25 protein-coding genes and 1 pseudogene are annotated in these 26,171 nt (G+C 67.8%); 8 read left to right on the top strand and 18 right to left on the bottom strand.

Translation table 11 applies throughout. The features are described 5' to 3' along the window. Positions 1 to 3: 3 nt before the first annotated feature. A complete protein-coding gene (locus tag GXK59_RS17115) occupies positions 4 to 2,670 on the bottom strand; it encodes a PEP/pyruvate-binding domain-containing protein (RefSeq protein ID WP_160668589.1) in 2,667 nt (888 codons plus the stop codon). A gap of 102 nt (positions 2,671 to 2,772) precedes the next feature. Beyond that, positions 2,773 to 3,609 carry an oxidoreductase gene (locus GXK59_RS17110; RefSeq protein ID WP_160668588.1) on the bottom strand — a complete coding sequence of 279 codons (837 nt, stop codon included), beginning with the start codon at positions 3,607 to 3,609 and terminating at the stop codon, positions 2,773 to 2,775. 188 nt (positions 3,610 to 3,797) lie between these two features. On the opposite strand from GXK59_RS17110, the gene GXK59_RS17105 reads away from it, so the two are divergent. Next, positions 3,798 to 4,625, top strand: coding sequence for an SDR family oxidoreductase (locus GXK59_RS17105; RefSeq protein WP_160668587.1), 828 nt, complete (start codon positions 3,798 to 3,800; stop codon positions 4,623 to 4,625). Between the two features lie 43 nt (positions 4,626 to 4,668). Here the strand turns inward: GXK59_RS17105 and GXK59_RS17100 are convergent, their stop codons facing one another. The 10 genes from GXK59_RS17100 to GXK59_RS17060 form a co-directional block, all read right to left on the bottom strand. Continuing rightward, positions 4,669 to 5,499 carry an alpha/beta hydrolase gene (locus GXK59_RS17100; RefSeq protein WP_160668586.1) on the bottom strand — a complete coding sequence of 277 codons (831 nt, stop codon included), beginning with the start codon at positions 5,497 to 5,499 and terminating at the stop codon, positions 4,669 to 4,671. Between the two features lie 40 nt (positions 5,500 to 5,539). Beyond that, the gene (locus GXK59_RS17095) at positions 5,540 to 6,154 is read right to left on the bottom strand and encodes a hypothetical protein (RefSeq protein WP_160668585.1); all 615 of its coding nucleotides are present in this window, start codon (positions 6,152 to 6,154) and stop codon (positions 5,540 to 5,542) included. 31 nt (positions 6,155 to 6,185) lie between these two features. Continuing rightward, complete coding sequence (locus GXK59_RS17090) at positions 6,186 to 6,671, bottom strand: hypothetical protein (RefSeq protein ID WP_160668584.1); 486 nt, start codon at positions 6,669 to 6,671, stop codon at positions 6,186 to 6,188. A 9-nt stretch (positions 6,672 to 6,680) separates the two neighbouring features. Beyond that, positions 6,681 to 6,812 carry a hypothetical protein gene (locus GXK59_RS20915; protein ID WP_272927724.1) on the bottom strand — a complete coding sequence of 44 codons (132 nt, stop codon included), beginning with the start codon at positions 6,810 to 6,812 and terminating at the stop codon, positions 6,681 to 6,683. 18 nt (positions 6,813 to 6,830) lie between these two features. Continuing rightward, on the bottom strand, positions 6,831 to 7,748 hold the full coding sequence (locus GXK59_RS17085; protein ID WP_202129154.1) for a hypothetical protein: 918 nt from the start codon (positions 7,746 to 7,748) through the stop codon (positions 6,831 to 6,833). A gap of 357 nt (positions 7,749 to 8,105) precedes the next feature. Next, the gene (locus tag GXK59_RS17080) at positions 8,106 to 8,591 is read right to left on the bottom strand and encodes a tetratricopeptide repeat protein (RefSeq protein ID WP_160668583.1); all 486 of its coding nucleotides are present in this window, start codon (positions 8,589 to 8,591) and stop codon (positions 8,106 to 8,108) included. A 129-nt stretch (positions 8,592 to 8,720) separates the two neighbouring features. Beyond that, complete coding sequence (gene arfB / locus GXK59_RS17075; RefSeq protein ID WP_160668582.1) at positions 8,721 to 9,143, bottom strand: alternative ribosome rescue aminoacyl-tRNA hydrolase ArfB; 423 nt, start codon at positions 9,141 to 9,143, stop codon at positions 8,721 to 8,723. Between the two features lie 113 nt (positions 9,144 to 9,256). Then, positions 9,257 to 9,538 carry a hypothetical protein gene (locus GXK59_RS17070; protein ID WP_160668580.1) on the bottom strand — a complete coding sequence of 94 codons (282 nt, stop codon included), beginning with the start codon at positions 9,536 to 9,538 and terminating at the stop codon, positions 9,257 to 9,259. A gap of 58 nt (positions 9,539 to 9,596) precedes the next feature. Continuing rightward, positions 9,597 to 10,883, bottom strand: a complete 1,287-nt coding sequence (locus GXK59_RS17065) for an MFS transporter (protein ID WP_160668579.1) — start codon at positions 10,881 to 10,883, stop codon at positions 9,597 to 9,599. 21 nt (positions 10,884 to 10,904) lie between these two features. Further along, on the bottom strand, positions 10,905 to 12,143 hold the full coding sequence (locus GXK59_RS17060) for a M20 metallopeptidase family protein (protein WP_160668577.1): 1,239 nt from the start codon (positions 12,141 to 12,143) through the stop codon (positions 10,905 to 10,907). A 135-nt stretch (positions 12,144 to 12,278) separates the two neighbouring features. Here GXK59_RS17060 and GXK59_RS17055 point away from each other — a divergent pair, with 135 nt between their 5' ends. Continuing rightward, the gene (locus GXK59_RS17055; protein WP_160668576.1) at positions 12,279 to 13,313 is read left to right on the top strand and encodes an Lrp/AsnC family transcriptional regulator; all 1,035 of its coding nucleotides are present in this window, start codon (positions 12,279 to 12,281) and stop codon (positions 13,311 to 13,313) included. Positions 13,314 to 13,734: 421 nt separating this feature from the next. Here GXK59_RS17055 and purU read toward each other — a convergent pair whose 3' ends face one another. Then, on the bottom strand, positions 13,735 to 14,619 hold the full coding sequence (purU, locus tag GXK59_RS17050) for a formyltetrahydrofolate deformylase (protein ID WP_160668574.1): 885 nt from the start codon (positions 14,617 to 14,619) through the stop codon (positions 13,735 to 13,737). Positions 14,620 to 14,622: 3 nt separating this feature from the next. Continuing rightward, a pseudogene (locus GXK59_RS17045) lies at positions 14,623 to 15,528 on the bottom strand (L-serine ammonia-lyase); the annotation flags it as partial. Between the two features lie 50 nt (positions 15,529 to 15,578). Here GXK59_RS17045 and GXK59_RS17040 point away from each other — a divergent pair. Beyond that, positions 15,579 to 16,004, top strand: a complete 426-nt coding sequence (locus GXK59_RS17040) for a hypothetical protein (protein WP_237393932.1) — start codon at positions 15,579 to 15,581, stop codon at positions 16,002 to 16,004. Between the two features lie 49 nt (positions 16,005 to 16,053). Here the strand turns inward: GXK59_RS17040 and GXK59_RS17035 are convergent, their stop codons facing one another. From GXK59_RS17035 to GXK59_RS17020, 4 genes are all read right to left on the bottom strand, one after another. Next, positions 16,054 to 16,812 (bottom strand): maleylpyruvate isomerase family mycothiol-dependent enzyme, encoded by a 759-nt coding sequence (locus GXK59_RS17035; protein ID WP_160668572.1) that lies wholly within the window; start codon positions 16,810 to 16,812, stop codon positions 16,054 to 16,056. Further along, on the bottom strand, positions 16,812 to 17,645 hold the full coding sequence (locus GXK59_RS17030; RefSeq protein ID WP_160668570.1) for a fumarylacetoacetate hydrolase family protein: 834 nt from the start codon (positions 17,643 to 17,645) through the stop codon (positions 16,812 to 16,814). Before GXK59_RS17030 ends, GXK59_RS17035 begins: the two co-directional genes overlap by 1 nt. Next, positions 17,642 to 18,787: a cupin domain-containing protein gene (locus GXK59_RS17025; protein ID WP_160668568.1), complete on the bottom strand. Its 1,146-nt coding sequence runs from the start codon at positions 18,785 to 18,787 to the stop codon at positions 17,642 to 17,644. Before GXK59_RS17025 ends, GXK59_RS17030 begins: the two co-directional genes overlap by 4 nt. Positions 18,788 to 18,916: 129 nt before the next feature. Next, positions 18,917 to 19,738, bottom strand: coding sequence for an IclR family transcriptional regulator (locus tag GXK59_RS17020; protein WP_160668567.1), 822 nt, complete (start codon positions 19,736 to 19,738; stop codon positions 18,917 to 18,919). A 48-nt stretch (positions 19,739 to 19,786) separates the two neighbouring features. Here GXK59_RS17020 and GXK59_RS17015 point away from each other — a divergent pair, with 48 nt between their 5' ends. The 5 genes from GXK59_RS17015 to GXK59_RS16995 all read left to right on the top strand — a co-directional run bounded on the left by GXK59_RS17015 (position 19,787) and on the right by GXK59_RS16995 (position 26,121). After that, complete coding sequence (locus GXK59_RS17015; RefSeq protein WP_160668565.1) at positions 19,787 to 21,142, top strand: MFS transporter; 1,356 nt, start codon at positions 19,787 to 19,789, stop codon at positions 21,140 to 21,142. Then, positions 21,135 to 22,391: an FAD-dependent oxidoreductase gene (locus GXK59_RS17010; RefSeq protein WP_160668563.1), complete on the top strand. Its 1,257-nt coding sequence runs from the start codon at positions 21,135 to 21,137 to the stop codon at positions 22,389 to 22,391. Before GXK59_RS17015 ends, GXK59_RS17010 begins: the two co-directional genes overlap by 8 nt. A gap of 208 nt (positions 22,392 to 22,599) precedes the next feature. Then, entirely contained in the window at positions 22,600 to 23,394 is a 795-nt protein-coding gene (locus GXK59_RS17005; protein ID WP_160668561.1) for an IclR family transcriptional regulator, read from the top strand. 367 nt (positions 23,395 to 23,761) lie between these two features. After that, positions 23,762 to 25,039 (top strand): cytochrome P450, encoded by a 1,278-nt coding sequence (locus GXK59_RS17000; protein WP_160668560.1) that lies wholly within the window; start codon positions 23,762 to 23,764, stop codon positions 25,037 to 25,039. Positions 25,040 to 25,044: 5 nt separating this feature from the next. Continuing rightward, on the top strand, positions 25,045 to 26,121 hold the full coding sequence (locus GXK59_RS16995; protein ID WP_160668558.1) for a PEP/pyruvate-binding domain-containing protein: 1,077 nt from the start codon (positions 25,045 to 25,047) through the stop codon (positions 26,119 to 26,121). Positions 26,122 to 26,171 lie beyond the last annotated feature (50 nt).

The following is a 26,171-nucleotide window of genomic DNA, read 5'->3' as shown; positions in this document are numbered from 1 at the left end:
AACTCACTGACCCTGCGTAGCGGCCGGATGCCCGATCGTGACGGTGCCGGCGTCGCCGTCGACGCGGATCTGCTGGCCGCTCGCAATCCGCTGGGTGGCAACGCCGGTACCGAGCACGGCCGGGATGCCGTACTCCCGGGCCACGATAGAACTGTGGCTCAAGGGCCCGCCGACGTCGGTAACAACGGCGGAGGCCATCGCGAACAGCGAGGTCCACGCCGGAGTGGTGATGCGGGCCACCAGCACGTCTCCGGGCACCATCCGGGCGAAATCCTCGGGTCCCCTCAGGACGCGGGCCGGGGCACTGACCTGGCCCGAGCTGGCCCCGGCACCTTTGATGACGTCGCCGGTCTGGTCCTGGGGTCGCCCCGGCATCATTGACCCGAAGGCCCGTTCCATCCACCGGCTCTCCGGGAGCAGTTGCGGGGTGGCGGCCTTGGCCTGTCCCCGCCACAGCATCCTCCGTTTCTCGACGGCGTCGGCGCGGACGGGGCGGTCTGCTCCGGTGATCGCCACGGCCGCCGGCGCGCCCGGCCCGGCGAGGCCAAACTCGACGGCGCTGCGCAGCTCCAGGTGGCGCAGCCAGAACACGTCGGCGGGCCCGGAAATGACGGCGGAGTCAACCAGACGTTGTCCGAGTTCGAGCAGCATCCGCCGGAGCATCGGCCAGGCGAGGCCGACGTCGGCGAGGGCATCCTCGCGGATCGGGGCGGCGTGCTGTGCCCACCGGAGCAGCCGGAGGAATGCGGCCCGGCGTCGCGGCCCGAGCCGGGCGATGATTTGGCTGGTTTGATCCTCCCGGCGGGCGGCCGACAGCCGTTGCCGCTCGTGCGGGTCGTTGCCCTGCCCCCGGAGGTAGAACTTCACAGTCTCCAGCAGCTGCGAGGGGTCGTCTGCCGGCACCGGGCTGGCGAAGTCCAGGTTGTAGACCGCATGGCCGAACCGGTTGAGGTGGTCCTGGAATCGGGGATGCCACTCCTTCCAGGGGGCCGGGTCCATCCCGGCAGCGGCGAGCCCGGTGCGCTGCGACTGGACAAGCACAGCTGTGGGGTCCTTGAGAATCGCCGCGGCCAGCCCCGGAACTCCCCGGGCCCAGAGGGCGAGGTCGTACAGCGATTTCTCGGCCCTGATGGGTTCACTGTCGTAGCCCAGGAGGAATGTCTGGGCGGGGGGATCTCCGTCGCGCCGCACGAACTTCTCGTAATACGTCCGGAAGGAGATTTCGCTGGTCGCGGCGATCGGAATGACTGACTGGACGGCCGTGTAGTACACGGTGCCGGCGTCCAGCAGCGCCTGCACGCCTTCCAGCAGTTCCGCTCCGGAGAGCTCCCCGATGGGCTTCGCCGACCATTCCTTGATCACCTTTTCGTAGCGGGGGTGCGAAAATTCCCGCCAGCCGCCCACGCCCATGTGCGCCTGGCCGCGGACCAGGGCGCGCACCGCGGCCAGGGACTTGCCCATCACCCGCCACATTGCCGCGTTGCGGTAGTAGTAATAGGCGTAGCCGTTGATGGTGGGCAGCCCGACGTCGTCCTCGTGGATGACATTTTTGCCGACGGCCTCGGACAGCAACGCCCGCAGCGACCGGGACACCGAGCCGTCAATGAGGTCGGCGAACAAGGGCGAGAGCGGGTCAGGCATCTGTTCCACGATGCTCGCCCGGAAGTAGAGTCCCTTCGGGTAGGGCACCGGCCAGGTATCCGGGGTGTCAGCCGCCGGTGCAGGCAGGGCAGTGACGGGCCGTGATTGCAGGATGAAGAACTCCCCACCGGCCCGGGCCCACTCGATGTCCTGCGGCACCCCGAAGTGAGCCGCGATCCGTGTTCCATAGCGGGCCAGCCTGGCCACCGCCTGGTCATCCAGGACGGGCTGACGACGGCGGTCCTTGGGCACCGGCTGCTCCCGCGTGCCGTGGTCCGCATAGACGGTCATGATGTCCTTGTCCGCGGTCCGGCGCGAGAGCACACGGCCCGTCCCCGCTTCGACGACGACGTCATCGGTGGTGACAGTTCCGCTAACCACCGACTCGCCCAGGCCCCACGCGGCACTGATCACGAGCTGGTCGCGGCGCCCGTTGGCCGGATTGGCGGTGAACATCACCCCGGCCGACTCGGCCTCGATCATCCGCTGGACCACCACCGCGAGGCGCACCGTGTCCGGTCCGATGCCTTCACGGGCCCGGTAGGCCATGGCCCGCGCCGTCCAGAGGGACGCCCAGCAATCCCTGACGGCCCCGCCGAGGGCTTCCACCCCGACGACGTTCAGGTAGGTTTCCTGCTGCCCGGCGAAACTGGCCGATGGAAGGTCCTCGGCCGTGGCGGAGGAGCGCACCGCCACGGCCGTGTCGCCGGTGCCGAGAAGCCCGTAGGCAGCGCCGAGTTCTGCTCTGATCCCGCCCGGCATGGTGCCGGCGGTGAACAGGGCACGGATCCTCCGGGAGGCATCCTCGTAGTCCCGGGGCGCCGCCTGCGGCGGCAGCGCGGCCAGCTCATTAATGCCGGCCTGAAGGTGGTTGCCGTCCACAAAATCCGCATAGGCGGCGGTGTTCAGCACAAACCCCGGCGGGACCGGGAGCCCGGCCTGGACGAGGCCGCCCAGCCCGACGCCCTTGCCCCCGGCCATGGCGGCGTCGCCTGGTCCCACATCGTCGAAGTTGTTGATGTAGGTCATGACCGTGCGACCTTCCTGCCCGGAACTCCAGCGATTTCATTGAGTCTGATGCCCAACATAGTGGCACTGGCGCCGGCATGAGGCCATAGCTGCGCCCGGCCCTCAGCCCTCGATGCCCGTGCTGACGCTGAGGTCCCGCCACTGGTCCAGTTCCGCGCGCTCCGCCTGGGCGACAGCGGCAAAGGCGTCAAAAGCGTCCTGGCCCAGCACCAGCAGCGACGGCGGGTTCGGGCCGTCGACGATTTTCAGGATCGCTTCCGCGGCCTTTGCCGGGTCGCCCGGCTGGGTGCCGTGGACGGTGTCGTGCTCCTTACGCCGTTTCCCGGCCGTCTCCGCGTAGTCCTCGATCGCGGTCGCGGTCGCGGACTGGGTGAGGGAGCGGCCGGCGAAGTCGGTCCGGAACGCGCCGGGCTCGATGACGGTGACGTTGATGCCGAGCGGCTGCAGCTCCTTGCGTAGGGACCCGGACAGGCCCTCCAAGGCCGCCTTGGGGGCCGAGTAGTATCCGGATCCGGCCGGGGTGATGCGTGCCCCGATGGAAGAGATATTCAGGATGGAACCTGCCCTGTTCGCGCGCATGCCCGGGAGGACTGCTTTGATCATGTCGACGGCGCCAAACACGTTGGTGTCGAACAACTGCCGGATGTCGGCGTCGTCCGCTTCCTCCACCGCGGCGCGGTAGCCGTAGCCGGCATTGTTGACCAGCACGTCGATGCCGCCGAAGCGCGCCCGGGCCTGCTCCACCGCCCCGGTAATCTGTGCCCGGTCGGTAACGTCCAGGGGAAGGGCGAGTGCAGTGTCCGGGAAAGCGGCCGCGATGTCCTGCAGCGTGGTGACGTTCCGGGCCGTGACGACGGCGTTGTGGCCGTGGGCGAGCACCGCCTGGGCGAGGGCCCGGCCGAGTCCGGTCGAGCATCCGGTGATGAGCCATGTAGCCATGGGGGTTCCTTTCGTGGGCGGCTGGTCCCTGTACCGCTGATCCTGGTCAGGGTCAGTATCCATACAACAGCAGACGAACCCCGCGCGGGAGGGCCTGTTGATACAGGTACTCCCAGTGCCTCCCGCCCACCGTTGAAGGCTTCTAGGGTGTGACGTATGGCACAGCCGCCCCAGGACAGGAGATCATCATGAGCGACGTCATTGTTCTCGTGGGAGCCGGGTCGATCGGCCAGGCCATCGCCCGGCGCGTCAGCGCGGGCAAGCAGGTGGTGTTGGCGGATCTGAACCAGGGCAACGCCGACGCTGCGGCGGAGGTGCTGAGCAACGCCGGTTTTGAGGTCAGCACGATGACCGTTGACGTGTCTTCGCGGCAGTCCATCCACGCACTGGTCGACGCAGCCGCGGCATTCGGCGACGTCACGGGTGTCATCCACGCCGCGGGTGTCTCGCCCAGCCAAGCCTCGCCGGCGACCATCCTGGCCGTGGACCTATACGGGACCGCCGTGCTGCTGGAGGAATTTGGTGACGTCATCGCCCCTGGCGGTGCCGGCGTCGTCATCGCGTCGCAGTCAGGGCACCGCCTGGCTGCCCTGAGCCCCGAGGAAAATAAGGCCCTTGCAACGACGTCGGCCGACGAGCTCCTTGCGCTTCCGATGCTGCAGCCCGACCAGGTCACGGACTCCCTCCACGCCTACCAGCTGGCCAAGCGCGGCAATTCGCTCCGCGTGATGGCCGAGGCCGTTCGCTGGGGAAAGCGGGGCGCGCGGATCAACACAATCAGCCCCGGCATCATCTTCACCCCGCTCGCCAGAGATGAGCTCTCCGGCCCCCGCGGGGAAGGGTACCGCCGCATGATCGAGTTGTCCCCGGCGGGTCGGGGTGGCACTCCCGACGAGGTCGGCACCGTGGGCGCGCTCCTTATGGGCCCGGACGGCGGGTTCATCACCGGCAGCGATTTTCTTATGGACGGAGGCGTCACGGCGTCCTACTTCTACGGCGCACTCGCCCCGCAGTGAACATGCCAGGGTCGGCGTCAGGTTTAGACCCGGCCGTCCAGGTCTAGGCCAGGTTCCGGCCCAGGAACGAGAGGACATCCGGGAGGATGGAGCGCCAGTAATTGCTGTCGTGGCCGCCGTCCTGGAATCCTCCCGAATGTTCCCCAGGCAGGTCCTTCACGTAGTCCTGCACGCTGAAGAGCAGGTTGTCGGAGGTTCCACAGTCAATTCTCTTCGGCAGTGTCTCCAGCTCCGCCCGCAGGGCAAAGATGTCGTTGGCGGCAAAGTCCGCGGCGCTGTCAAAGTTGTCGGACCGGCCGGCGTCGTACAGGCTCCAGACGGCGGGGCTCATGGCGGCCACGGCGCGGAGACCGGGCAGGCGGTGCTGGGCGGCGAGGAGCAGGGCGCCGAAACCGCCCATCGACAGGCCGAAGACTGCCACCCTGCCGGCGTCGAGCCCCTGGCCGGCCAGCAAGGGGAGGAATTCCTCCACCACCATGGACTGCGTGTCTGTGCCTGACGCGCGGCGGTGCCACCAGGTTTCGCCTCCGTCCACAGCCGCGATCGCGAAGGGCGTTCCGCCGCCGGCCACGTGCCGTGCCAGGAGCCGGTCACCGCCGAGGTCGTCGAACACCATGCGGTGGTCCGAGTTTGTTCCGTGCAGGAAGAGGGCCACGGGCAGGGAGCCGGAAGTGCTGCCGTCGGGCGTGCCCGGTACGGCGAGGGACCAGCCGGTGGGTTCCTGCGGGCGGAACCGTGACGTGAAGCTGCCGGTGCGCATGGCTACGGGTGGGGTGGGGCTGGATGTGGTCCCGCCGGCGCATCCCGCGATCGACGCCGCTGCCACGGCGCCGAGCCCCAGCAGGCTTCGTCGGGAAATTCCGGGCGATCCCATAGCCCCGATCATAGGCCCGGGGCCGCGGGCAATCTGCAGGTCACCAGAATTTCTGCACTCCGGAGGCGGCGTCGCGTAGCAGGGAACCATCCAGGAAAATGGAGCACTCTTCCAGGCCGAAGTCTTTCCACCCTGCGACGAGCTGGAGTTTGCCCGCCGGTGGCAGCGGCCAGAGCCAGAGTGCGCCGGAGCCGGAGAGCTCGTCGTCGCCTCCGCTCCCGCCTCCGTTTCTCATCAGGAGGACCGGCGGGGCAGGCTCGTCGGTGCCCTCGAAGTGTCCGTGCGGGTGCGCGCCGGTGCTGGACTTTGAACCGTCCGGGAAAGCCACGCCGAACAGGAGCATCGACGCTGCGCCGGAGCCCCTGCGGGGGCCGGGTCCGGGCCGGAAAAACACGTCGTTGAGATCCGCCCACTCCTCATCGGTCTGGTCGCCCCGGCGGATGGTCCAGGACACATCGAACGAACAACCCGTTGAAAAGACATCGGCGCTCTTGACGGCCATCACCATTGTCGGGCTCCGGTGCAGGAACTGACCGATATGGACGACGGCCGGAAGCTCGTACGGCGGGGCGCCGGCCCAGACTGGCGGGACGTACCTCACTGCCCGCCCGCGCGGGGGAGGGGGCGGCACCGGGAAGTCCTGGAAGAAGGTCATGGCTGGTCCTTTCATCGGTGGGTTCCCGCGGTTACTGGCCCGGGAGCTGGAGGGTGATGGGCGGTGCTGTCATGGGACCGCCGCATTGTTCCGAGCCGCCCACCCTGGTCCACTCCAGCCGGGATTGCTGCCGGGCGAGCAGGGTGCCGTCTTGGGCGAGCACGCGGGTTGTCACTTCGCCGGGCAGTTGGCCCTGGACGGTGAAAACCCAGGAATTGGCTGCCGTCTGGGCGGCGACGAAAGGCGCCACCGACGGTGCAGGGCCGTCCGGTGAGCTGGGAACCGCTGATTTCGGGGACGCGGGCTGGGGCGAGGCCATCTCAGGGACGGAGCAGCCGGTCGTGGTGCACAGTTCAACGTGGTCGACGGCGGTGATGTCGCCTTCGAGCCGCACGGTGACGGTGCTGACCCACCCGACCGCAGGGCAAACGACGTCGGCCCTGGCGCAAGCGGCCAACTGCAGGCCGGCAACCATCAGCACGACCGCAGAGCGGAAGATCCCCCACTTCGACCTCATGGCGCCAGTCTAGACACGTTCCCGGCTGGCCGCGCGGACTTCTATGGGTGGGCGGGCGAACTCGTCGATCATCGCCATGTCCAGAGGTGCCTCAAAGCCAGTATCGGGGAGCATCGTCGAATAGGTCTCGGCGAGGGTCATAGGCGGATCTGAGGTCGGTCAGGTGCTCTGGGGTCGCAATTGTTGCCTCAGGCCACGTGATCGGCTCTGCCCTGCCTCGCTTGGCTTCCGGGGCGGGAACCGGACGAATGCCCCGACAAGCGCGATGGCCAGCGCCAGCAGTATTTTCGGCCCGGCCCCTCCGGCGGAACCAAGGGCAGCCGCGAAGACCCGTTTGCCCATCGCAGCCATCTCCTGCAGGTCTCCTCCCAGCACCCGCGTGCCCAGGACACTCTGCACGGCCGTGAACATCGCGGGGACCACCCAGAGCAGTCCCAGGTCCACGACCCACACCAGTGCCCGGACCGTGGGGCGCAGCCCGCACCACGCCAGCGCCCCGCCCACAAGCACGGCCGGTAACCAGGGCCACAGCATCGTCAGCAGCACGGGGACGTTGCCGACGCCGGCCGCGTAAGCCACTCCGGCCGCCACCCAAGAGACAAACGGCACCGCCACCAGACCCACACCCAGGGCGGCCAGTGCCCGGGATTTTGCCGCGAGGAGCAACAGCGCCACCAGCCCGGCGACGACGGCGGCAACCACCCCGCCCTGCAGACCGGCCTGGTAGAGACTCGACATCGGTCCGGGCGCCAGGCCCTCGCCGACCACGGTGAACGCCTGAATCGCGGCCGTGACCTGCACCAGGATCACACCGACGGCTGCGCACGACATCGCCAGGCGCCGCCGTGCGGGGGACCAGAGCCGCACCGCCAGACCGGCAGCCGCTCCACCCGTGGTCATGAGGGCCACCAGTGTGGTGGCTTCGTACTGGCTCAGCGGCAGGAGTGCCAGCGGCATCTGTGCGGGCAGAACCTGTGTGCCCCACAAGTTCTGGAGTGGCAGTCGTGCCCCGGTGAGCAGCCATGGGGCCAGGCCCAGGGTTCCGGCCAACAGCCCGATCAGAAGCGAAACAGCCACGACTTTTCCGACCCCGGGCCTGGGCGCGTCCGACCGCCGCGACGCAGTTTCCACTGCCGGGATGGGTCGACTTTCGCTGTTGCGGGCCATGGGATTTGCGTCCCCGGCGGTTTGGGGACCCGCCTGGCCGTTGGGGTGACTCACGGGAACTCCTTCAGAAGCAACGAACTAACGCGGTTGCCGGGTGTGGCGGGCGCGTGGGGCAACGGCGCTGCCCGGTACCCGGGTTCGGCGCACGGCAAGGACCTGCGCGGCAAAGCGCCGTGCCAGTGGAACAGACTGAAGATCCGATGCTACACCGAGTGGATTAACTAAGGTTGCCGGCGGGCATCCGGGACTACCGCCGTCGACGGGGGACTAGCTGTCCGTCAAAAGTCTCGCGTAGTTCGCCATGGAGCGCTGGTACCGGGGCAGATGCGGAATGAGAGCTTCTAGCGCGACGCGGAGCGCCTCGTCGTGCCGGCCGGCGTCCCGGAGTGCCAGGGCCCGCACGGCGCTGGGTGCCCCGCCCAAGGCATGCGGATCGGCGTGCGCGAGAATCGCCAAGGCCTCGTCAGCGTGTCCGAGCGCCCGCTGCGAGCTGGCCATCTGCACGCAGGTGCGTGTCTGCCTGACGGGGTCGAGCCCGGCAGCGAGCCCCGCCTTGTAGAAGGGAACGGCGTCAGCAGTCCGCCCGGTTGAGTCGCGGATACAAGCGCGTTCGAAATCTCCCCGGCCGTCGCCTGCCGGCGAGACGGCTGCGAGTTCGTCCAGTTCGTCGACGATCCCGTCGTTATCGCTCGGTGATGCCTCGAACGCCGTCCAGAAAGCGGCGATTCGGCGTTCCCACTCGTCAGTTGTCATTTGCCGATCCTACGTGCGCCTAAGCGCCTAAGTGCCTGAGTGCCTGAGTGCCTGAGTGCCTGCGGTCGATCCTCAGCCGCGGCGGAAGTGAACGCCACCCGAGCGGTCCTGCGGGCCGGCTGGATGGTACTACTCGGCGGACGGCCGCTGTCGTTGCCGTTTCGTCGCCGAACGCTGTTCCTTTGCGGCGAGGCGCCGGCGGTTCGAGCCCCGGGTGGGTTTGGTCGCCCGGCGGGGAGCAGCCTCGGGGGCAAGACCTTCCGCCACGAGGTCGGCGAGCTTGGCCAGGGCGGTCTCGCGGTTGCGCAGCTGGGAGCGCCGCTCCGAGGCGGTCACGGTGATCACCCCGGCGACCAGGCGCCGTCCGAGACGCGTGAGCAGCATCAGCCGCTGGTCATCCGAAAGCGCCGCGGAGTCGGCGACGTTCCACGAGAGTTCGGCGCGGCTGTCCGAGGTGTTGACGTGCTGACCGCCTGGCCCGGAGGAACGCGAGAACCGCCAGCGGAGTTCCGACGCGGGAATCGTGAGCGCGGGCGACACCTCCAGATCCATGCAACCAGCGTTGCACGATATGGACGCGATCAAGAACCCCCAATCCGCGCACCGGCGCAGGGACCCGGCATTTGGTCCCCCCGGGCCTGAAGCGGCCGCGCTATCCGGGCCTGCTAGTTGTCCTCTCCCGGCGGGCTTTCCTCGCTGAGTTCGTCCAGAACCTCAGCTGCGTCCCGGCTGCCGGCGTCGGCGAGACGACGGAGCTCGTCCAGGTCGCCCTTCTCTGAGGCGAGCTCCACGAGCTGGTCCGCTGCGTCGCGGCTGCCGGCGTCGGCGAGACGACGCAGTTCTTCAAAATCTCCCCGCTCCCCGGCACGTTCAATCAGTTCCGCGACGGCATCGAGGTCACCGCGGGCGGCTTGTTCCCGCAAGGCTGAGAGTTCAGAATCTGACATTTGGGGGATCCTTCCCTGGGTTGGCGGTGCCGGGGGCTTCATTATGCGCCGGATTCTTCTAGTGCGTCAGGTCCTTGCCCTTGGTCTCCGGAATGGTGAAGACGAACAGCGCGCTGACGAGCAGGAGCGTGACGGCATACACGTTGAACACGTTGGCTAGTCCGATGGTGCCGAGCCAGGTCTGCAGGTACGGGGCGGTCCCGCCGAACACTGCCACGCAGATGGAATACGGGACACCGACGCCGATTGTCCGGATGCTGGTGGGAAACAGCTCCGCGTAGACGGCCGGAACGATCGCGGCGCTGGCGGCGATGAAGATCAGCATGACGGACATGCCCACGGCGAGCTGCCAGGCCGAATCCTTCAGCAGCCACGTCATCGGGAAGTGCATGACGGCGCTCCCGGTGGCTCCGGCCCAGAGCACCTTCTTGCGACCGATCCGGTCGGAGAGTTTGCCCCAAAAGGGCAGGGCAACAATGAACACGATGTTAGCGACCACGCTGGCCCAGAGGGTTTCACCGCGGTCGATCTTCAGAACGGTGGCAGCGTAGCTCGGTGCCACGACGCCCCAGATGTAGTAGATCACCGTGAGGCCAACCGTCAGCCCGATGACCTGGAGGGCCTGCTTGCGGTGCTTCAGGATCTGCGGCCAGATCGGGGCGCGCTTCTCGGAGGCCGTCTCGCCCTCGAAGGCTGCGGTCTCGTGCAGCTTGGAGCGCATGATCAAGGCGTACAGGCCCAGGACGGCGCCGACCAGGAAGGGAACGCGCCAGCCCCAGGTGTTCATGGCGCCGGCGCTCAGGGTCATGTTGAGGATGGCGCCCAGCAGCGTACCGGCCAGGATTCCCACCGTGCCCGAGGTGTAGATCAAGGTGGCCCACAGGCCGCGCTTCTCTTTCGGGGCCACTTCGGAGAGATACGTCTGCGACGACGGCAGCTCGCCGCCGTGGGCCAGGCCCTGGATGAGACGGGCCACCAGGAGCGTCAGGGACGCCCAGACTCCGACGCTGGCGAAGGACGGCGCGACGCCGATCATGAGGCTGCCCAGCGAGGCGAGGCCGACGGCGAGCGTCATGGAGGTCTTGCGGCCCATGCGGTCGCCGATCCAGCCGAACAGGAATCCACCTACCGGCCGGGCCACGAAACCTACGGCGAAGATCGCCAGCGTTGCCAGCACCGCCGAGGCGGGATCCGCTTTGCTGAACAGCTGGCTGGCGATGAAGGGCGTGAACGTGGCGTAAATGGCCCAGTCGTACCATTCGACGGCGTTCCCGATGCCCGTACCGAGGAGGGTCTTCCGCGTGGCCGCCCGGGTGGCGGGCTGCGGGTTAGCGATGGTGGTCATGATGTCTCCGGAGTAGTAGGGCTAGGAAGCGAGCGAAATGGGGTTGCCGGCGGCCAGCGCTGCGATGCGGGCAATGGCGAGCTCCGCGTAGAGCGCGGCACCGTCGGCGAGGACGCCGTCGTCGAACGCGGCGTAGGGGGAGTGGTTGAACGCGGTGGCGGTGTGGTCCGCCTCCGGGGCGACGGCGCTGAGCCCGATGAATGTCCCGGGCACTTCTTCCATCACCCTGGAGAAGTCCTCGGATCCGCTCAGGGGGGTGGCCCAACGGGTCAGCCTGGAATCTCCGAACAGGTCCTGGATGGTTTTCTCCGCGGTGAGGGTTTCGTTTTCGTCCGTGATGCTCAGCGGATATTCCCCGCGGTATTCGACGTCGACCTCCAGGCCGTGGGCGTGGGCGATGCCCTTCAGGAGGGTGGGGACGGCGGACATCATCCGTTCGCGGGAGGCGTGGGAGAACGTGCGGACGGTCGCTTCGATGCGCGCTGATTCGGGGATGACGCTGCGTGTGGTTCCGGCGTGCAGGACGCCGACGGTCAGGACTACGGGATCGAACATGTTGAACTGCCGCGTGATCATGACCTGCAGCGCGGTCACCATCTCGGCGGCGGCGGTGACGGGGTCCTTGGCCGCGTGCGGGGCTGAGCCGTGGCCGCCCGCGCCGAGGATCGTGACGAACAGCCCGTCCGAGGCGCTCAGCATCACGCCCGCCTTGGTCGCGAACTGGCCGTGCGGTTCCAGGGAGGAGAAGACGTGCATGCCGTAGGCGGCGTCCGCACGCCGGCCCGCGGCATCCAGAACCCCCTCGCGGATCATGTGCCCGGCGCCGTCGTAACCCTCCTCGCCAGGCTGGAACATCAGGACGACGTCGCCGGCCAGGTGCTCACGGCGTTCGGCCAGCAGGGTGGCGGCCCCGGCCAGCATCGAGGTGTGGAGATCGTGGCCGCAGGCGTGCATGGCGCCGTCGACCCTGGAGGAGTAGTCGACGCCGGTGCGCTCCTGGACCGGGAGGCCGTCCATGTCCGCGCGCAGCAGGACAACGGGCTTGTCGGCCGAAGTGTGCGGCGCACCGCCCCGCAGCACCGCGGTGACCGACGTCGTGCTCTCGCCGAGGGTGATTTCGTACGGCAGTCCGTCGAGGGCTTTGAGGACTTTCTCCTGGGTGCGGGGGAGGTGAAGGCCGATCTCCGGTTCCTGGTGCAGCTCGTGGCGCAGCCGGGTGATGTGGCTGTGCAGTTCCCTGGCATCGGCGGTGACCGTCATATGTTCCCTCTTCCCGAACGATTGGTAAGTACCCACCCATTGTGGAGTGACTGGAGTCACACATCGGGAAATGGCTGGAAAAATGCAGAAGTATGATCGGTGGAACAGAAATGATGCATCCAGGGGGCAGGTCCAGTGGAACTCAGTGAGGAAGACCTCCAGCTCATCAACGCGTTGCAGATCGCGCCGCGGATCAGCTGGTCGGATGCCGCCCGTATCCTGGGTGCCCACGCCACCACCCTGGCTGCCCGCTGGGACCGGCTCAAGGCCTCCGGAGCCGCCTGGAGTACGGCTCATCTGATGGGAGATCCGAAGCAGATGTGCCTGGCGCTCGTGGAGGTGGACTGCGAGATGAAGCTGCGCGGCGACGTCACGGCCGCGCTTGCGGCCATCCCTGAAGTGGTCACGGTGGAGGAGGCTGCCAGCAACCGTGACCTCATGCTGACGGTCATCACGCCCACCCTGTCCCACTTCAGCGACAAGGTGATGCCACAGTTCCGGGAGATCCCTGGCCTCACTAAATACCAAACGTCGCTGTGCACCCGACTGCACGCCGGCGGCTACGCGTGGCGGCTGAACGTCCTGGACAAGTCGCAGAAGACCGCGCTTCAGGCGCTGGCGGGTCCCGAGGCCGCTGGTCCGGCGCCCGCCGGAAACCAGGGTGCGCCGCTGCCCCGGAGCCACCTGGACCTGATCCCGTTCCTGGCAAGGGATGGGCGGGCGGCAGCCGCGGACATTGCCCGCGCCCTGGGACGCAGCCCGGCCACGGTCCAACGGCAGCTGAACCGTGTGCTGGCGAGCCAGGTGCTCTCTTTCCGGTGCGAAATTGCGCAAAAATACTCGGGATATCCGGTGACCTGCCAGTGGTTCGCCAACGTGCCTCCCGGCCAGCATGAGACCGCCGCTGCCGAGCTGCGCAGCTTCCGGAACATCCGGCTCAGCGCGTCCACCACGGGCCGCACCAACTTCGTGATCCTGATGTGGCTGCATTCCCTGGCGGACGTCATGAATGCAGAACAGGCGCTCCAGCTGCGGATTCCCGGAATCGAGCTCGTCGAAAGTGTTGTGGTGCTCAATACCGCCAAACGGGTCGGCTGGATGCTGAACCCGGACTCGACGGCGACTGGCGTCGTCGTCGTGCCGGCTGCCGAGCTGGCGCCGACGGCCTAAGGGCTACTAGCTGTTCTTCTTCCAGCGCTTCGGCCACTTCACGTTCAACAGCAACAGTCCCAGCAGGAGCGAGTCGACGGTCATGACGGCGGCCATGAAGTAGGCCCAGCCGATCATCACGAGGTGCTCACCGCCAGCCGGCAGCGCGAATCGAGGGGGTGCATCAGAATGCCCATCACAATCTCCTGACCTGGAATCCCCCCAGTCACTCGATAGTGGTCCCAGTGTGCCACGGCGGTGCCCGTCGCCGGAAGGGAATGCGTCGAACAGGTTCCGCTGCTCCGCCTTCCTGCCCAGTTGGTTCCGCGGGATACCCCCCGACACCGGCGGGTCCTGCGGAAAACGCCCGGTTTCGGCGTTGCGGCGGCCGGCAACTGGGCTGGAGCGCGTGAGGACCCCCGCCACTGGCTGCAAACCGTGGCTAGCGCAGCACGACGGTCCGGTTGCCTTGCAGGAAGACGCGTCCCTCGCAGTGCCAGCGGACGGCGTTGGAGAGTGCCTTGCGTTCCGTGTCCCGTCCGGCTGCCACGAGGTCCTCCGGACCGAAGGTGTGGTCCACTTCCACGACCTGCTGGGAGATGATGGGCCCCTCATCGAGCTCAGCATTGACGTAGTGCGCGGTGGCGCCGACGGTCTTCACCCCACGGGCGTGCGCCTGGTGGTAGGGCTTGGCGCCCTTGAAGCTGGGCAGGAAGGAGTGGTGGATATTGATCGCCCGGCCGTCCAGGCGGCGGGTGAGGTCATCGCTGAGGACCTGCATGTAACGGGCCAGCACCACCAGTTCGACATCCAGCCGGTCGACGAGCTCCATCAGGCGCTCCTCGGCCGCCGGCTTGGTGTCTGCCGTAACCGGCACATGGAAGAAGGGGATGCCGTGCCACTCCACGATCCCCCGGTGATCCGGGTGGTTCGAGACGACGCCGACAATATCGATGGGCAGCTCGCCGACGCGGGCGCGGAACAGCAGGTCGTTGAGGCAGTGCTCGAATTTGGAGACCATGATCAGGACCCGGCGTTTCGCCCCGTGTTCACGCAGTTGCCATTGCATGCCAAATTTTTCGGCGACGGGCACGAACGCCTCCCGGAGCGAATCGAGAGTGGCCGGTCCACCGGAGGAGTCCCCGGACGACGCAAAGTGGAGCCGCATGAAGAAATGGCCGTCGTCCTGTGAGTCGAATTGCTTGCTCTCCAGGATGTCGCAGCCCTGCTCCAGCAGGAATCCGGAGACGGCGTGGACGAGTCCCCGTGTTTCCGGGCAATCGAGGGTCAGAACGTATTCAGTGGCGCTGCTCTCCAAGGTATCCACGGGTCAGCACTCGATGACGTTCACGGCGAGGCCACCGCGGGAGGTTTCCTTGTACTTGGTTTTCATGTCCGCTCCTGTTTCACGCATGGTCTTGATGGCTTTATCCAGCGACACTTTGTGGCTGCCGTCGCCGTGCAGGCACAGGCGGGCGGCGTTGATGGCTTTGACGCTGGCGATGGGGTTGCGTTCGATGCAGGGGATCTGCACCAGTCCACCGACGGGATCACAGGTCAAGCCGAGGTTGTGTTCGATTCCGACTTCGGCCGCGTTTTCCACCTGGGCAGGGGTGCCGCCCAGGACTTCGCACAGCCCGGCCGCCGCCATGGAGCAGGCCGATCCGACCTCACCCTGGCACCCGACCTCGGCCCCGGAGATGGAGGCGTTGATCTTAAACAGGATTCCGACGGCGGCCGCCGTCAGCAGGAAGCGGATGACGCCGTCCTCGTTGGCTCCGGGCACGAACTTAACGTAGTAGTGCAGGACGGCCGGCACAATGCCTGCCGCGCCGTTGGTGGGGGCGGTGACGATCCGGCCCCCTGCCGCGTTTTCCTCATTGACGGCCAGGGCGAACAGGTTCACCCACTCCATGGCGAGCAGCGGGTCGGCGGGCACCTGGACCGGAGAAGGGTTCCGGGCTTCGGTCTCGGCGCTGGCCGCTGATGCCGCCAGCGTCCGGAAGAGCGACGGGGCGCGCCGTTTGACGTTCAGTCCGCCGGGCAGGATGCCCTCCGCGGCGCAGCCGTTGTCCACGCACTGGCGCATGACCGCCCAAAGCGCCAGGAGCTTGTCCCGGAGTTCAGCCTCGGTGCGCCAGACGAGTTCGTTGGCGAGCATCACGTCGGAGATGGACATGCTCTCGCGGTCGCAGATTTCCAGCAGCTCGTCGGCGGTGGTGAAGGGGTAGGGCAGCCGTCGTCGCGAAGAACCTGCGCAAACTGGGCGCCAAGATTCCGACAGCCGTGGGCCCGGTCTTTATGGCGGCTGCCATGCTCTGGCTCACCCAGGTCAGTGCCGAGGGAAGCTACCTCGTCAACATGCTGCCTGCGCTGCTTCTGATGGGCGTCGGGCTGGGCACGGTCTTCGTTCCCATGCAGAACCTCGCCCTGTTCGGCGTGGACAGGGATGATTCCGGTGTCGCCAGCGCTTTGGTCAACGCCTCCCAGCAGATCGGCGGCTCCCTGGGCATCGCGCTCTTCAGCACCATCGCCGCCGCCACAGCAGGCGGTACCTCGCTGGCCGCGCTCTCCGCCGGCTACTCCATGGTCTTCCTCTGGGCCGCGGGCGTTGCGATCCTGATCGCCCCGATCGCCCTGCTGCTCATCAACATCGACCGCAAGACGTTCACCGGAACCGGCGGCGACGCCCCCGTGGTCCATCTGGGCTGAAGACCCCTGGAAACCGCCGGTCTGCTGTTGGACTAAGCCGGTGAGAAGCTCAGATCCACTTCGGTGCGGCCGGCACCGGACCGTTACTGGCTTCAGTGCCTGGCCCGGTGGCGGTGACGCCGCCGTGGCCGCGTCCTGCGGCCCATTCGACGACGGCCGCCAGCGGTCCGGAGACCACCGTGGGGGACGCCGACGTCGTGTCCCCGAACGTGAGATTCCGGTCCGTCACCTTGACCACGAGGCCGGTGTCGGTGCCGCGGGTCTTCCAGGCTCCGGTGATGTCCTTCAGGAGCCGCTCCAGGACGGGGACCGGGATGTCCCGGAAGGCGGCGCCGTTGTCGAGGTCGACGGCGTGCATCCAGACTTCACGGGTGCGCATCCAGACGGTTTCGCTGGCGGGTACTTCGCGGCCCTGGATGGTCCGGACTTTGTGGTGCCAGGCGTCCTCGGGCAGGTCCCGCCATTCGGCGTTCAGGTGTACGGCGGAGTGGTCGAACAGGTGCCGCAGCGCGATCGGGCTCAGGGTGGCGCCGAAGTGGATCTCGTGGTCCCGGACGTCGGTGGAGGCGTACATGGGGGTTTCTACGCCGGTGGCCGCCCACTCGATGAGCCGGGCGATGGCCCGGGCGTTGTAGCCGATGTGCGCCGTGATGTGGCGGCGGGTCCAGCCGGGAAGCAGCGAGGGCCCGTCGAGCTCCGCGTCGGAGAGCTCGTTGAGCTTGCGCGCGAAGAATGCCGTGCCCCGGCGCGCCTGCAGCAGCGCCGCGAGCAGCTCCGGGTCCGTCGTCTGGTCGTGGCGGGCAACCATCAGGCTTCCTTGACCACGCGGTTCTTCAGTTCTCCGAGGCCCTCGATGGTGGTGACCAGGAGCTGGCCCTCCTGCAGGTAGCGCTTCGGGTCCTGCGCGTGTCCGACGCCGCCGGGGGTGCCGGTGGCGATGACGTCGCCGGGGTTCAGCGTGATGATGGTGGAGATGTAGGAGACGAGGAACTCCGGGGTGAACACGACGTCGTTGGTGGGGGTCTGCTGCTGGATCTCGCCGTCGACCGCGGTGGTCATGAGGCCGCCGCTGAACTCGTCCTTGGTGACCAGGGCGGGGCCGAACGGGGTGGATTTCTCCCAGGTCTTGCCCTGCAGCCACTGGATGGTGCGGAACTGGTAGTCGCGCATGGACACGTCGTTCAGGACGGCGTAGCCGGCGATGTGGTCCGCGGCGTCGGCTTCGGAAATCCGGCGGCCCTTCTTGCCGATCACGACGGCGAGTTCGGATTCCCAGTCGACAGTGGACGATTCCTGCGGCAGGGCCAGGTCATCGTTCGGGCCGATCAGGGATTCCTGGTACTTGGCGAACAGGGTCGGGAACTCGGGGACTTCCCGGCCCATTTCCTTGATGTGGTTGCGGTAGTTGTGGCCCACGCAGATGATCTTGCCCGGGGAGGGGACGACGGCGTCGAGGTCCGCGCCCTCAAGCGGGTGCTTGGCGCCGCTGGCGGCCTTCGCGGAGGCTTCCCAGTCCGCGGAGCGCAGCAGCTCTCCGACGTCGGCGAAGCCGTCGATCTCGGTCAGGGTGGTCCCGTCCTGGCGGACAGCCTTGGTGACTGTTTTTCCCTCAACGGGGAGGCGGAGGGTGAGGAGTCTCATTTGTTGTTGCGTCCTTCGATGTAGGTGCGGTTGAAGTTCAGCCGTTCGAAAATGGGGGCGTCGCTGAAGCGGAACAGGTCAAACTCCGTTTGAGAGCCAGCCTCCGCCTGCAGCGACCAGGCTGCCCAGGACGGGACGACGAACAGGTCACCCTTCGCCAGGGTCCTGGTTTCGCCGCCCAGGACCACGGAACCGCGGCCCTCGAAGACCTGCCACACGCTGGAGCCGACCTCGCGGACGGTCTCGGTGGAGGCGCCGGCGCGGAGCCGGTGGAATTCGGCCCGGATGGTCGGCATCACATCGCCGCCGGTGGTGGGGTTGGTGTAGCGGACGGCGGCGTGGCCCTGGGACACAGTGGCCGGGTGGCCCTCGTCCTCGAGCAGCAGCTGTTCGCGCAGGGCGCGGTCGGTGTATTCCCAGCGGTAGGCGGCGATGGGGGAGCTTGTGGTGTCATCGAGGCCCGAGAGCGGACGAAGGCCCGGGTGTGCCCAGAGCCGCTCGGAGCGGGAGATGTCCGGGGTGGCCTCGTCGGTGACGCGCTCGGTGCCGAACTCGAAGAAGCCGGCGTCGGCGTAGTGCACGAACGGGATGTCCAGGCCATCGATCCAGGCCATCGGCTCATCGGTGTCGTTGTGGTGGCCGTGGAAGTTCCAGCCCGGTGTCAGCAGGAAATCCCCGCGCGACATCCGGACCGGGTCCCCGTTCACCACCGTCCAGACGCCTTCGCCCTCGACGACGAACCGGAACGCGTTCTGGGAGTGGCGGTGCTCCGGGGCGGTCTCCCGGGCACCAAGGTACTGGATCGCCGCCCACAGCGTGGGCGTGGCATACGGCGTCCCGGCCAGCCCCGGGTTGGCCAGGGCAATGGCGCGGCGTTCCCCGCCCCGGCCCACCGGGACCAGATCGCCGGCGCGCGCGGCCAGCGGGTACAGATCGCTCCACCGCCACACGTGGGGCACCGCCTTCGGGGTCGGGACCATCGGCATGAGGTCCGCGATCTCGGTCCAGAGCGGGATCAGGTTCTCGCGGTCAAAATCCCGGTACAGCTCTTTGAGCTGGGCGGCTTCTTCGGGCGTCGGCTCCGGAGCAGTGTGCCCCGCGGCCACTGATTCATGAGTCGTGTTCTCGGCGCTGATGGACACGTGGGCCTCCTCGGTAGGTCAGAACAGTTCTTGGCGTAGTTCGACTGTACGGATGCAGCAGTGTGACCCCCAACATATTCTGCTGGTCAGAATTGGCCGGCCGGGCCGGCCGGGGACTCGGCCCGGGGGTCAGTCCGGCTCGGCAGGATTTGCCGCGATATCGATCTCCAGCTGCCGGCAGGTTTCGCGCAGGGCGGGGACGAGCCCGGCGTCGAACACCTTCCGGAAGCGGGTGGCGGGCGTGGCGACGCTGAGCGCGCCGACCACCTGCCCGCGCCGGTTGTGCAGGGCCATCCCGAGGGCGCTCACACCATCCTCCGTCCCTTCGAAATTGGCCGCGAAGCCGTTGCTGCGGATCGACTCCAGCTCGCGCAGGAATGCCGGGTAGTCCGCAGTCGCAATGGTGTCCCCGCCAATCTCGGCATTGTTGCTCCGGAAGAGCTGCTCGATCATATGGGGTTCGAGTTCGGCGAGCATGGCCTTGCCGCCCGAGGTCTTGTTGGCCGGCATCACCGTCCCCTGCCGGTCGCCAACCCGCAATACATTGTTCCCCTCCACCGTGGCCAGGAAACGCACTTTAGTGCCCACCCGCACCATGAGGTTCACCGTCTCGTTGAGATGCGCGGAGAGCAATTCCATATGCGGCTGGGCGAGTGAGCGCAGCAGCCTGGTCCAGCCCAGCCCGGCCGGCCCGACGCCCATTGCCGGACCGGGCACATAGCGGCGGGTTTCATCCTGCACGGCGAAACCCCGGTAGACCAGCATCGCCAGGAGGCGGTGGGCAGTGGACGGGGCCACCCCGAGTTCCTCGGCGGCGTCCTTGAGCCGCAGCGCGCCGCCGTCCCGGAGCAGCTGCAGGAGCTGCAGGGCGTTGTCGACCGCCTCGATGGAATACGTGGGCCGCTTCTGCACGGGTTTCCGGGCGGATGTGGCCGTTGGCTTGTTCTGCACATCAGAATTGTATTGTGGTTCACCTGCGGCGGCTAGGACAGTAGTGGCATGAATCACACACCTCCCGCTGCAATGTCGCAACGGTCCACGCCCGGCGAGTCCGCCCCCGCCCCCGCTGACGGGCCGACGGCGCGGTTTTCCAAAGCGTCGGCCGCGGCCGTCCTCGTCTGCTGGCTCCTGGTGGTCTTCGATGGCTACGACCTCATCGTCTACGGCACCGTCCAGTCCTCCCTGATTTCCGAGACCGGCTGGGGGCTGACCAAGGCCACCGCCGGAACCATCGGATCCATGGCCTTCGTCGGCATGATGATCGGGGCGATCTTCGCCGGCCGGATGGCCGACTCGTGGGGCCGCCGCCGCACCATTCTCGGCTGCGCCATTGTCTTCTCGATCTTCACCATCCTCTGCGCCTTCGCGCCCAACGCCGCCGTCTTCGGCGGCCTGCGGCTCCTCGCCGGCACCGGGCTCGGCGGCCTGGTGCCCTCGGCCAACGCCCTCGTTGCCGAGCTGGTCCCCACCAAATGGCGGTCCACCATCGCCACCCTGATGATGTCCGGTGTCCCGATCGGCGGATCCATCGCCGCCCTGGTCGGCATCCAGCTGATCCCCGCCTTCGGCTGGCAGTCCATGTTCCTCGTGGCCGTGCTGGCCCTGCTGGTCGTGGTGCCGCTGGGACTGAAGTACCTTCCGGAGACGCTGGCACCAATCGGTGCCTTAGGCAGGGAAACAGGAGAGGCGGCCCGCAAGGCCGGCTCAGGCCGCACGATCAAGGAACCGGCCGGCTTCTCCACCCTGCTCCGCGCCCCGTACCTGGGGGTCAGCCTGCTGTTCGCCCTGGCGACGATCGCCACCCTGTTCGCCTGGTACGGGCTGGGAACCTGGCTGCCCAACCTCATGCAGCTCGCCGGCTACAACCTGGGGTCCGCCCTGACCTTCGCCCTGGCCCTCAACCTGGGGGCGGTGGCCGGCTCGGTCATCACGGCCTGGGCCGGGACCCGCTTCGGGCCGATTCCGACGGCGATCGCCGCGGCCGCCGTCGCCGCCGGTGCGCTCGTGGTCCTGGTCACGGGACCGCCAGTCAGCGTCGTCTACCTCATGCTGGTCCTCGCCGGCGTCGGCACCCACGGCACGCAGTGCCTCATCATTGCCGCCGTCGCGAGCCACTATCCCGGACACCTGCGGGGAACCGCGCTGGGCTGGGCGCTGGGGACGGGCCGCATCGGCGCCGTCGCCGCACCCCAGGTCGGCGGCCTCCTGCTGGCCGCCGGACTGGGCGTCAATTCCAATTTCCTCGCCTTCGCCGGTGCAGCCGCCATCGCCGCGGTCCTGCTGGCCGCCGTCGGCCTCAAACTCAAATCCAAACTCTCAATCCCCACCTCACCTACAGGAGCAAGCAATGTCTGAGCACGCCACGTCCACCGATGTCCTCGTCATCGGAGGGGGAATGGCCGGGCTGGCCGGAGCCCTCGCGCTGCGTGAAAACGGTGCCAACGTCACCCTCGTGGAGCGGGCCCCCGAATTCGGCGAGGTCGGCGCAGGGCTGCAGATGGCCCCCAACGCCTCCCGCGTCCTGCAGCGCTGGGGCCTGCTGGACAAGGCGCTCGAGATCGGCGTCCAGCCCAAGCACCTGGTCTTCCGCGACGCCGTCACCGGCGAGGAGCTCACCCGCCAGACGCTCGGCGGGGAATTCGCGGAACGCTACGGTGCCCCGTACGTCGTGATCCACCGCAGCGACCTGCACCGGGTCCTGCTCGAAGGCTGCGAGGCGGCCGGCGTCAAGCTCGTCAATGACGTTATGGTCGAAAGCGTTGAAACCGTCAACGGCCGCGGCGTGGCCCACACCGCCGCCGGGGTGGACTACGAGGCCGACGTCGTCATCGGCGCCGACGGACTCAGGTCCACCCTGCGCCCGCTGGTGACCAACGACGAGCCCGTCCCCTCGGCCTACGTCGCCTACCGCGGTACCGTTCCGATCACCGAAGACACCCCCAAGGCCGACCTCGAGGACGTCATCGTCTACCTCGGCCCGGACTGCCACCTCGTGCAGTACCCGCTGCGCAAGGGCGAGCTGCTGAACACCGTGGCCGTCTTCAAGTCCGCCTCCTTCGAGCGCGGCGAAGAGCAGTACGGCGGCGTGGACGAGCTTGAGGCCGCCTACAAGGATTGCGTCCCTGCCGTTCAGGAAGCGCTGAAGAACCTGGCCACCGGGATCCGCTGGCCCATGTATGACCGCGACCCGATCGAAAACTGGGTCGCCGGCCGGATGGTCCTGATGGGCGACGCCGCGCACCCCATGCTGCAGTACCTGGCCCAGGGCGCCTGCCAGGCCCTTGAGGACGCCGCTGCGCTGCAGGACGCCACCGTCGCCACCGTCTTCACCGCCGACGGCGTCAACCCGGACGCCTGGGACGGTGCGATCAAGGAGTTCAACACGACCCGCGCCGGCCGCACCGCCCGGGTCCAGCGCACCGCGCGCGTCTGGGGCGAGTCCTGGCACGTCTCGGGGCTGGCCCGGACGCTGCGCAACCTGCTCTTCAAGAGCCGGAAGGACAACGATTTCCAGTACAACGACTGGCTGTACGGCCGGGACGGCGACGGCGTGCCGGCCGTCCGCGCGGCCCAGTCCGGCCTGGCGGAGCGGGTCTCCGCCTGACCTGACCTGTCGCCCACCCTCCAACGCGGGGTCACTGATCGCCTTTCCGAGGCCGTCTGTCTCGGATGGGCGTGAAGTGACCCCGCGTTGCCTGTTCGCAGGGGCTCGGGACCGTTCCGGCCACTCCGGACTAGACTCGATTCCGGGCAGCGCGCGGACGCCTGGCGGCGGACGCCAGGTCAGATATGCCCGCGACAAGGAGGTCACGATGGCCGGCGGCAGCAGCGAACCCGGCAGGACCGTGACCTCGAAGGTCCTCGCCATCCTGGAAGCCTTCGAAAAGTCCCGGGGCGCCCTCAGCCTGACCGACATCGCCGAAAAATCCGGATTGCCGCTGAGCACCGCCCATCGGCTGGTCAACGAACTCACCGACTGGGGACTGCTCTCCCGCGAGCCGAACGGCCGCTACCAGCTCGGCATCCGGCTCTGGGAGCTCGCCCAGAACACCGGGAGGCAGCTCCGCGACGCGGCCAGGCCCTACGTCCAGGACCTCTTCTCGCTCACCGGCGAGACCGCGCACCTGGCGGTCCGGGCCGGCCACGAGGTGCTGTACATCGACCGCGTCTACGGTTCCAAGCGGGTACCCCGCGCCAGCCGGGTCGGCGGCCGGCTTCCCATGCACGCGACCGCCGTCGGCAAGGTCATCCTGGCCTTCGAGGAGGACTGGGTGCGGGACGCCTACCTGAACCGGCAGCTGGAGCGGCACACTGCGCACACCCACGTGGACCCGAAGAAGCTGGCCGCGGAACTCGCGCGAATCCGCGAGCAGGGCTACGCCACCACGCTGGAGGAGATCCGGCTGGGCTCCTGCTCGATTGCTGTCCCCGTCTTCCATACCGGCAGGATCGGTGCCTCGATCGGGCTGGTGCTGCCCACCAGCCAGGCCGCCACGATGACCCGGCACCTGCCGGTCCTGCGGGGCATCGCCGCGCAGATTGAGCGCGCCACGGCGAGGATCCCGCTGGAGACGCTGCTGGGCAGCCACGTCGCCGGTACGGACTGAGCCCAGCACCTGGCCAGGCGCGGTCCGCGGTCTAGCCCAGCACCTAGCCGCACGTCGTCCGGCCGCCCCGTGGCCCGGCAGCATCTTGAGCGGGAGTGTCCGTCCGGGGGCACTTTGGCGGCGATTTTCGGCGTCGGCGACTGTGTTGGCGGCGTGTCCGTGTCGAAGTGCCCCCGGACCGCAGGCACCACCCCGGGGCCGGGCCGGACGCTGTCCAGGGGGAGCGGGTTGGCCGGGCGCGGAAACAACTGGTTTCCACTGAGTGGAAGCCAACCCTGTCGACCGGTAGTGATGGGGGCCACACTGGTGAATAAGAACCCCGGCATGCACTGGCGCTGCCGGCGGGACCGAAAACCAAGGAGCTTAGATGTCACCCTCGACGGAAACGGCCGGCCGCTGTCCCTTTGGACACGGCGCCGAAGCACCCGAAGGGCACCACGGCTACGAGCCGTTCCAGATGAAGGACCCCTTCCCGGCCTACGCCGAACTCCGGGCCGAGCAGCCGGTGATGTTCGACGAGCGGGTCGGCCTCTACGTCGTCTCCCGCTACGACGACATCAAGGCTGTCTTCGAGGACTGGGAGACCTTCTCCAGCGAAAATGCCCAGGCCCCCGTCCGCGAACGCGGCGCCGCCGCGAAAAAGATCATGGAGGACGGCGGCTTCACCGCCTACTCAGGCCTGTCCGCCCGCCGCCCGCCGGAGCACACCCGCATCCGCGCCGTGGTCCAGAAGGCTTTCACGCCCCGCCGCTACAAGGCGCTGGAGCCCTTCATCCGGCAGAACGTCGTCGAGCTGCTCGAAAAGATGCTGGCCCGTCCGGAACACCGCGGCGACATGGTCAAGGACCTCGCCTACGACGTCCCCACCATCACCATCCTCACCCTGATCGGCGCGGACGTCTCCCAGGTGGACACGTTCAAGCGCTGGAGCGATTCCCGCGCGGCGATGACTTGGGGCGACCTCAGCGACGAGGAGCAGATCCCGCACGCCCACAACCTCGTGGAGTACTGGCAGGAATGCCTCCGCCTGGTCAAGGTGGCCCATGAGGAAGGCGGCGACAACCTCACTGCGGACCTCGTGAAGTCGCAGCAGGAAGGTGCCGAGATCTCCGACCACGAGATCGCCTCCGTCCTCTACAGCCTGCTCTTCGCCGGCCACGAGACCACCACCACGCTGATCTCCAACGCCCTCCGCGAACTCCTGGCCCGCCCCGAGCAGTGGAAGCAGCTCGTCGAGGACCCCAAGAAGATCCCGGCAGCCATCGACGAGGTCCTCCGCTACGCCGGCTCGATCGTCGGCTGGCGGCGCAAGGCCCTCAAGGACACAGAAGTCGGCGGCGTCGCGATCGAGGAAGGCTCGCAGCTGCTGCTCCTGATGGGCTCTGCCAACCGTGACGAGAACAAGTTCAACGCCGGCGAGGACTTCAACATCACCCGCCCCAACGCCCGCGAGCACCTTTCCTTCGGGTTCGGCATCCACTACTGCCTGGGCAACATGCTCGCCAAGCTCCAGGCCAAAATCGCCCTCGAGGAAGTGGCCCGGCTCGCCCCGGAACTGCAGCTGGAGAACCCGGAAGCCATCGGCTTCCGCGAAAACCTGTCCTTCCGCGTCCCCGAGACCGTCCCCGTCAGCTGGAAGGCCTGAGAAATATGCAAAGCAACGAATACATCCAGTTCTTCGACGGCGGCATCGAACCGAAGCTCGAAAACCTCGGCGGCAAGGGCGCCTCCCTCGTCACCATGACCTCCGCCGGCATGCCCGTTCCGCCCGGCTTCGTGGTCACCACGGCCCAGTTCGACGCCTTTATGGAGGAAGCAGGCATCACCCGGCATATTCACCAACTCCTGGCCGATCTTGACCCCGAGGACATGGGCCAGGTGGACAAGGTCTCCGCCGCCATCCGCGAGGACATCTGCTCCCGCCCGGTGCCGCAAGCGATGCGCGAGCTCACCGTCGGCGCCTACGAGGCCCTGATGTCCCGCTTCGAGGCACCCGTCCCGGTGGCCGTGCGCTCCAGCGCCACCGCCGAGGACCTCCCGGACGCCTCCTTCGCCGGCCAGCAGGACACCTACCTCTGGCTCGACGGCGTCAAGGCCGTCACCGAGCACATCCGCCAGTGCTGGGCCTCGCTGTTCACCTCCCGCGCCATCATTTACCGGCTCAAGAACAACATCCCCAACGAAGGTCTCTCGATGGCGGTTGTGGTGCAGAAAATGGTCAACGCACGCGTCTCCGGCGTCGCGATCACCATGGACCCCACCAACGGCGACCGCTCCAAGATCACCATCGACTCCTCCTATGGGGTCGGCGAGATGGTGGTCTCCGGCCAGGTCACCCCGGACAACATCATGCTGGACAAGGTCACCCTGGCCGTCATCTCCGAACACCTCGGCGACAAGCACGCCGAACTCGTCCCCGACGCCGGGGCCGGCCGCCTGGTGGAGCGGGAGGTCGACGCCGAACGCCGCGGCCGCCGCAGCCTCAGCGATGCGGAACTCACCGCCGTCGCGCAGATGGCCAAGCGTGCGGAGAAACACTACAAGTGCCCGCAGGACATCGAGTGGGCCCTCGACACCGACCTGCCCGACGGCGAAAACCTGCTCCTGCTGCAGTCCCGGCCGGAAACCGTGCACTCCTCCAAGCCGACGGTGGTCACGCAAACAGTCCCGTCCTCGGCAACCGCCGGCGGCTACTTCAGCGGACTCAGCCCCCGCCAGCTCATCTAACAAGTTTTGACCCGCTAGTCCGCTCCGTCACCCAGGCTCAACGCCGAGCC

Origin of the sequence: Pseudarthrobacter sp. ATCC 49987 (assembly GCF_009928425.1) — a bacterium.
GTDB lineage: Bacteria > Actinomycetota > Actinomycetes > Actinomycetales > Micrococcaceae > Arthrobacter.
The sequence above is the reverse complement of the archived record's forward strand: the minus strand, read 5'-3'. Positions and strand labels throughout refer to the sequence as shown.

What these genes read in the sequence shown, in the direction of transcription:
- GXK59_RS17115 (WP_160668589.1), bottom strand. Translation starts at nt 2,670, where the DNA reads ATGACCTACATCAACAACTTCGACGATGTGGGACCAGGCGACGCCGCC.
- GXK59_RS17110 (WP_160668588.1), bottom strand. Translation starts at nt 3,609, where the DNA reads ATGGCTACATGGCTCATCACCGGATGCTCGACCGGACTCGGCCGGGCC.
- GXK59_RS17105 (WP_160668587.1), top strand. Translation starts at nt 3,798, where the DNA reads ATGAGCGACGTCATTGTTCTCGTGGGAGCCGGGTCGATCGGCCAGGCC.
- GXK59_RS17100 (WP_160668586.1), bottom strand. Translation starts at nt 5,499, where the DNA reads ATGGGATCGCCCGGAATTTCCCGACGAAGCCTGCTGGGGCTCGGCGCC.
- GXK59_RS17095 (WP_160668585.1), bottom strand. Translation starts at nt 6,154, where the DNA reads ATGACCTTCTTCCAGGACTTCCCGGTGCCGCCCCCTCCCCCGCGCGGG.
- GXK59_RS17090 (WP_160668584.1), bottom strand. Translation starts at nt 6,671, where the DNA reads ATGAGGTCGAAGTGGGGGATCTTCCGCTCTGCGGTCGTGCTGATGGTT.
- GXK59_RS20915 (WP_272927724.1), bottom strand. Translation starts at nt 6,812, where the DNA reads ATGACCCTCGCCGAGACCTATTCGACGATGCTCCCCGATACTGGCTTT.
- GXK59_RS17080 (WP_160668583.1), bottom strand. Translation starts at nt 8,591, where the DNA reads ATGACAACTGACGAGTGGGAACGCCGAATCGCCGCTTTCTGGACGGCG.
- arfB (WP_160668582.1), bottom strand. Translation starts at nt 9,143, where the DNA reads ATGGATCTGGAGGTGTCGCCCGCGCTCACGATTCCCGCGTCGGAACTC.
- GXK59_RS17070 (WP_160668580.1), bottom strand. Translation starts at nt 9,538, where the DNA reads ATGTCAGATTCTGAACTCTCAGCCTTGCGGGAACAAGCCGCCCGCGGT.
- GXK59_RS17065 (WP_160668579.1), bottom strand. Translation starts at nt 10,883, where the DNA reads ATGACCACCATCGCTAACCCGCAGCCCGCCACCCGGGCGGCCACGCGG.
- GXK59_RS17060 (WP_160668577.1), bottom strand. Translation starts at nt 12,143, where the DNA reads ATGACGGTCACCGCCGATGCCAGGGAACTGCACAGCCACATCACCCGG.
- GXK59_RS17035 (WP_160668572.1), bottom strand. Translation starts at nt 16,812, where the DNA reads ATGGTTGCCCGCCACGACCAGACGACGGACCCGGAGCTGCTCGCGGCG.
- GXK59_RS17030 (WP_160668570.1), bottom strand. Translation starts at nt 17,645, where the DNA reads ATGAGACTCCTCACCCTCCGCCTCCCCGTTGAGGGAAAAACAGTCACC.
- GXK59_RS17015 (WP_160668565.1), top strand. Translation starts at nt 19,787, where the DNA reads ATGAATCACACACCTCCCGCTGCAATGTCGCAACGGTCCACGCCCGGC.
- GXK59_RS17010 (WP_160668563.1), top strand. Translation starts at nt 21,135, where the DNA reads ATGTCTGAGCACGCCACGTCCACCGATGTCCTCGTCATCGGAGGGGGA.
- GXK59_RS17005 (WP_160668561.1), top strand. Translation starts at nt 22,600, where the DNA reads ATGGCCGGCGGCAGCAGCGAACCCGGCAGGACCGTGACCTCGAAGGTC.
- GXK59_RS17000 (WP_160668560.1), top strand. Translation starts at nt 23,762, where the DNA reads ATGTCACCCTCGACGGAAACGGCCGGCCGCTGTCCCTTTGGACACGGC.
- GXK59_RS16995 (WP_160668558.1), top strand. Translation starts at nt 25,045, where the DNA reads ATGCAAAGCAACGAATACATCCAGTTCTTCGACGGCGGCATCGAACCG.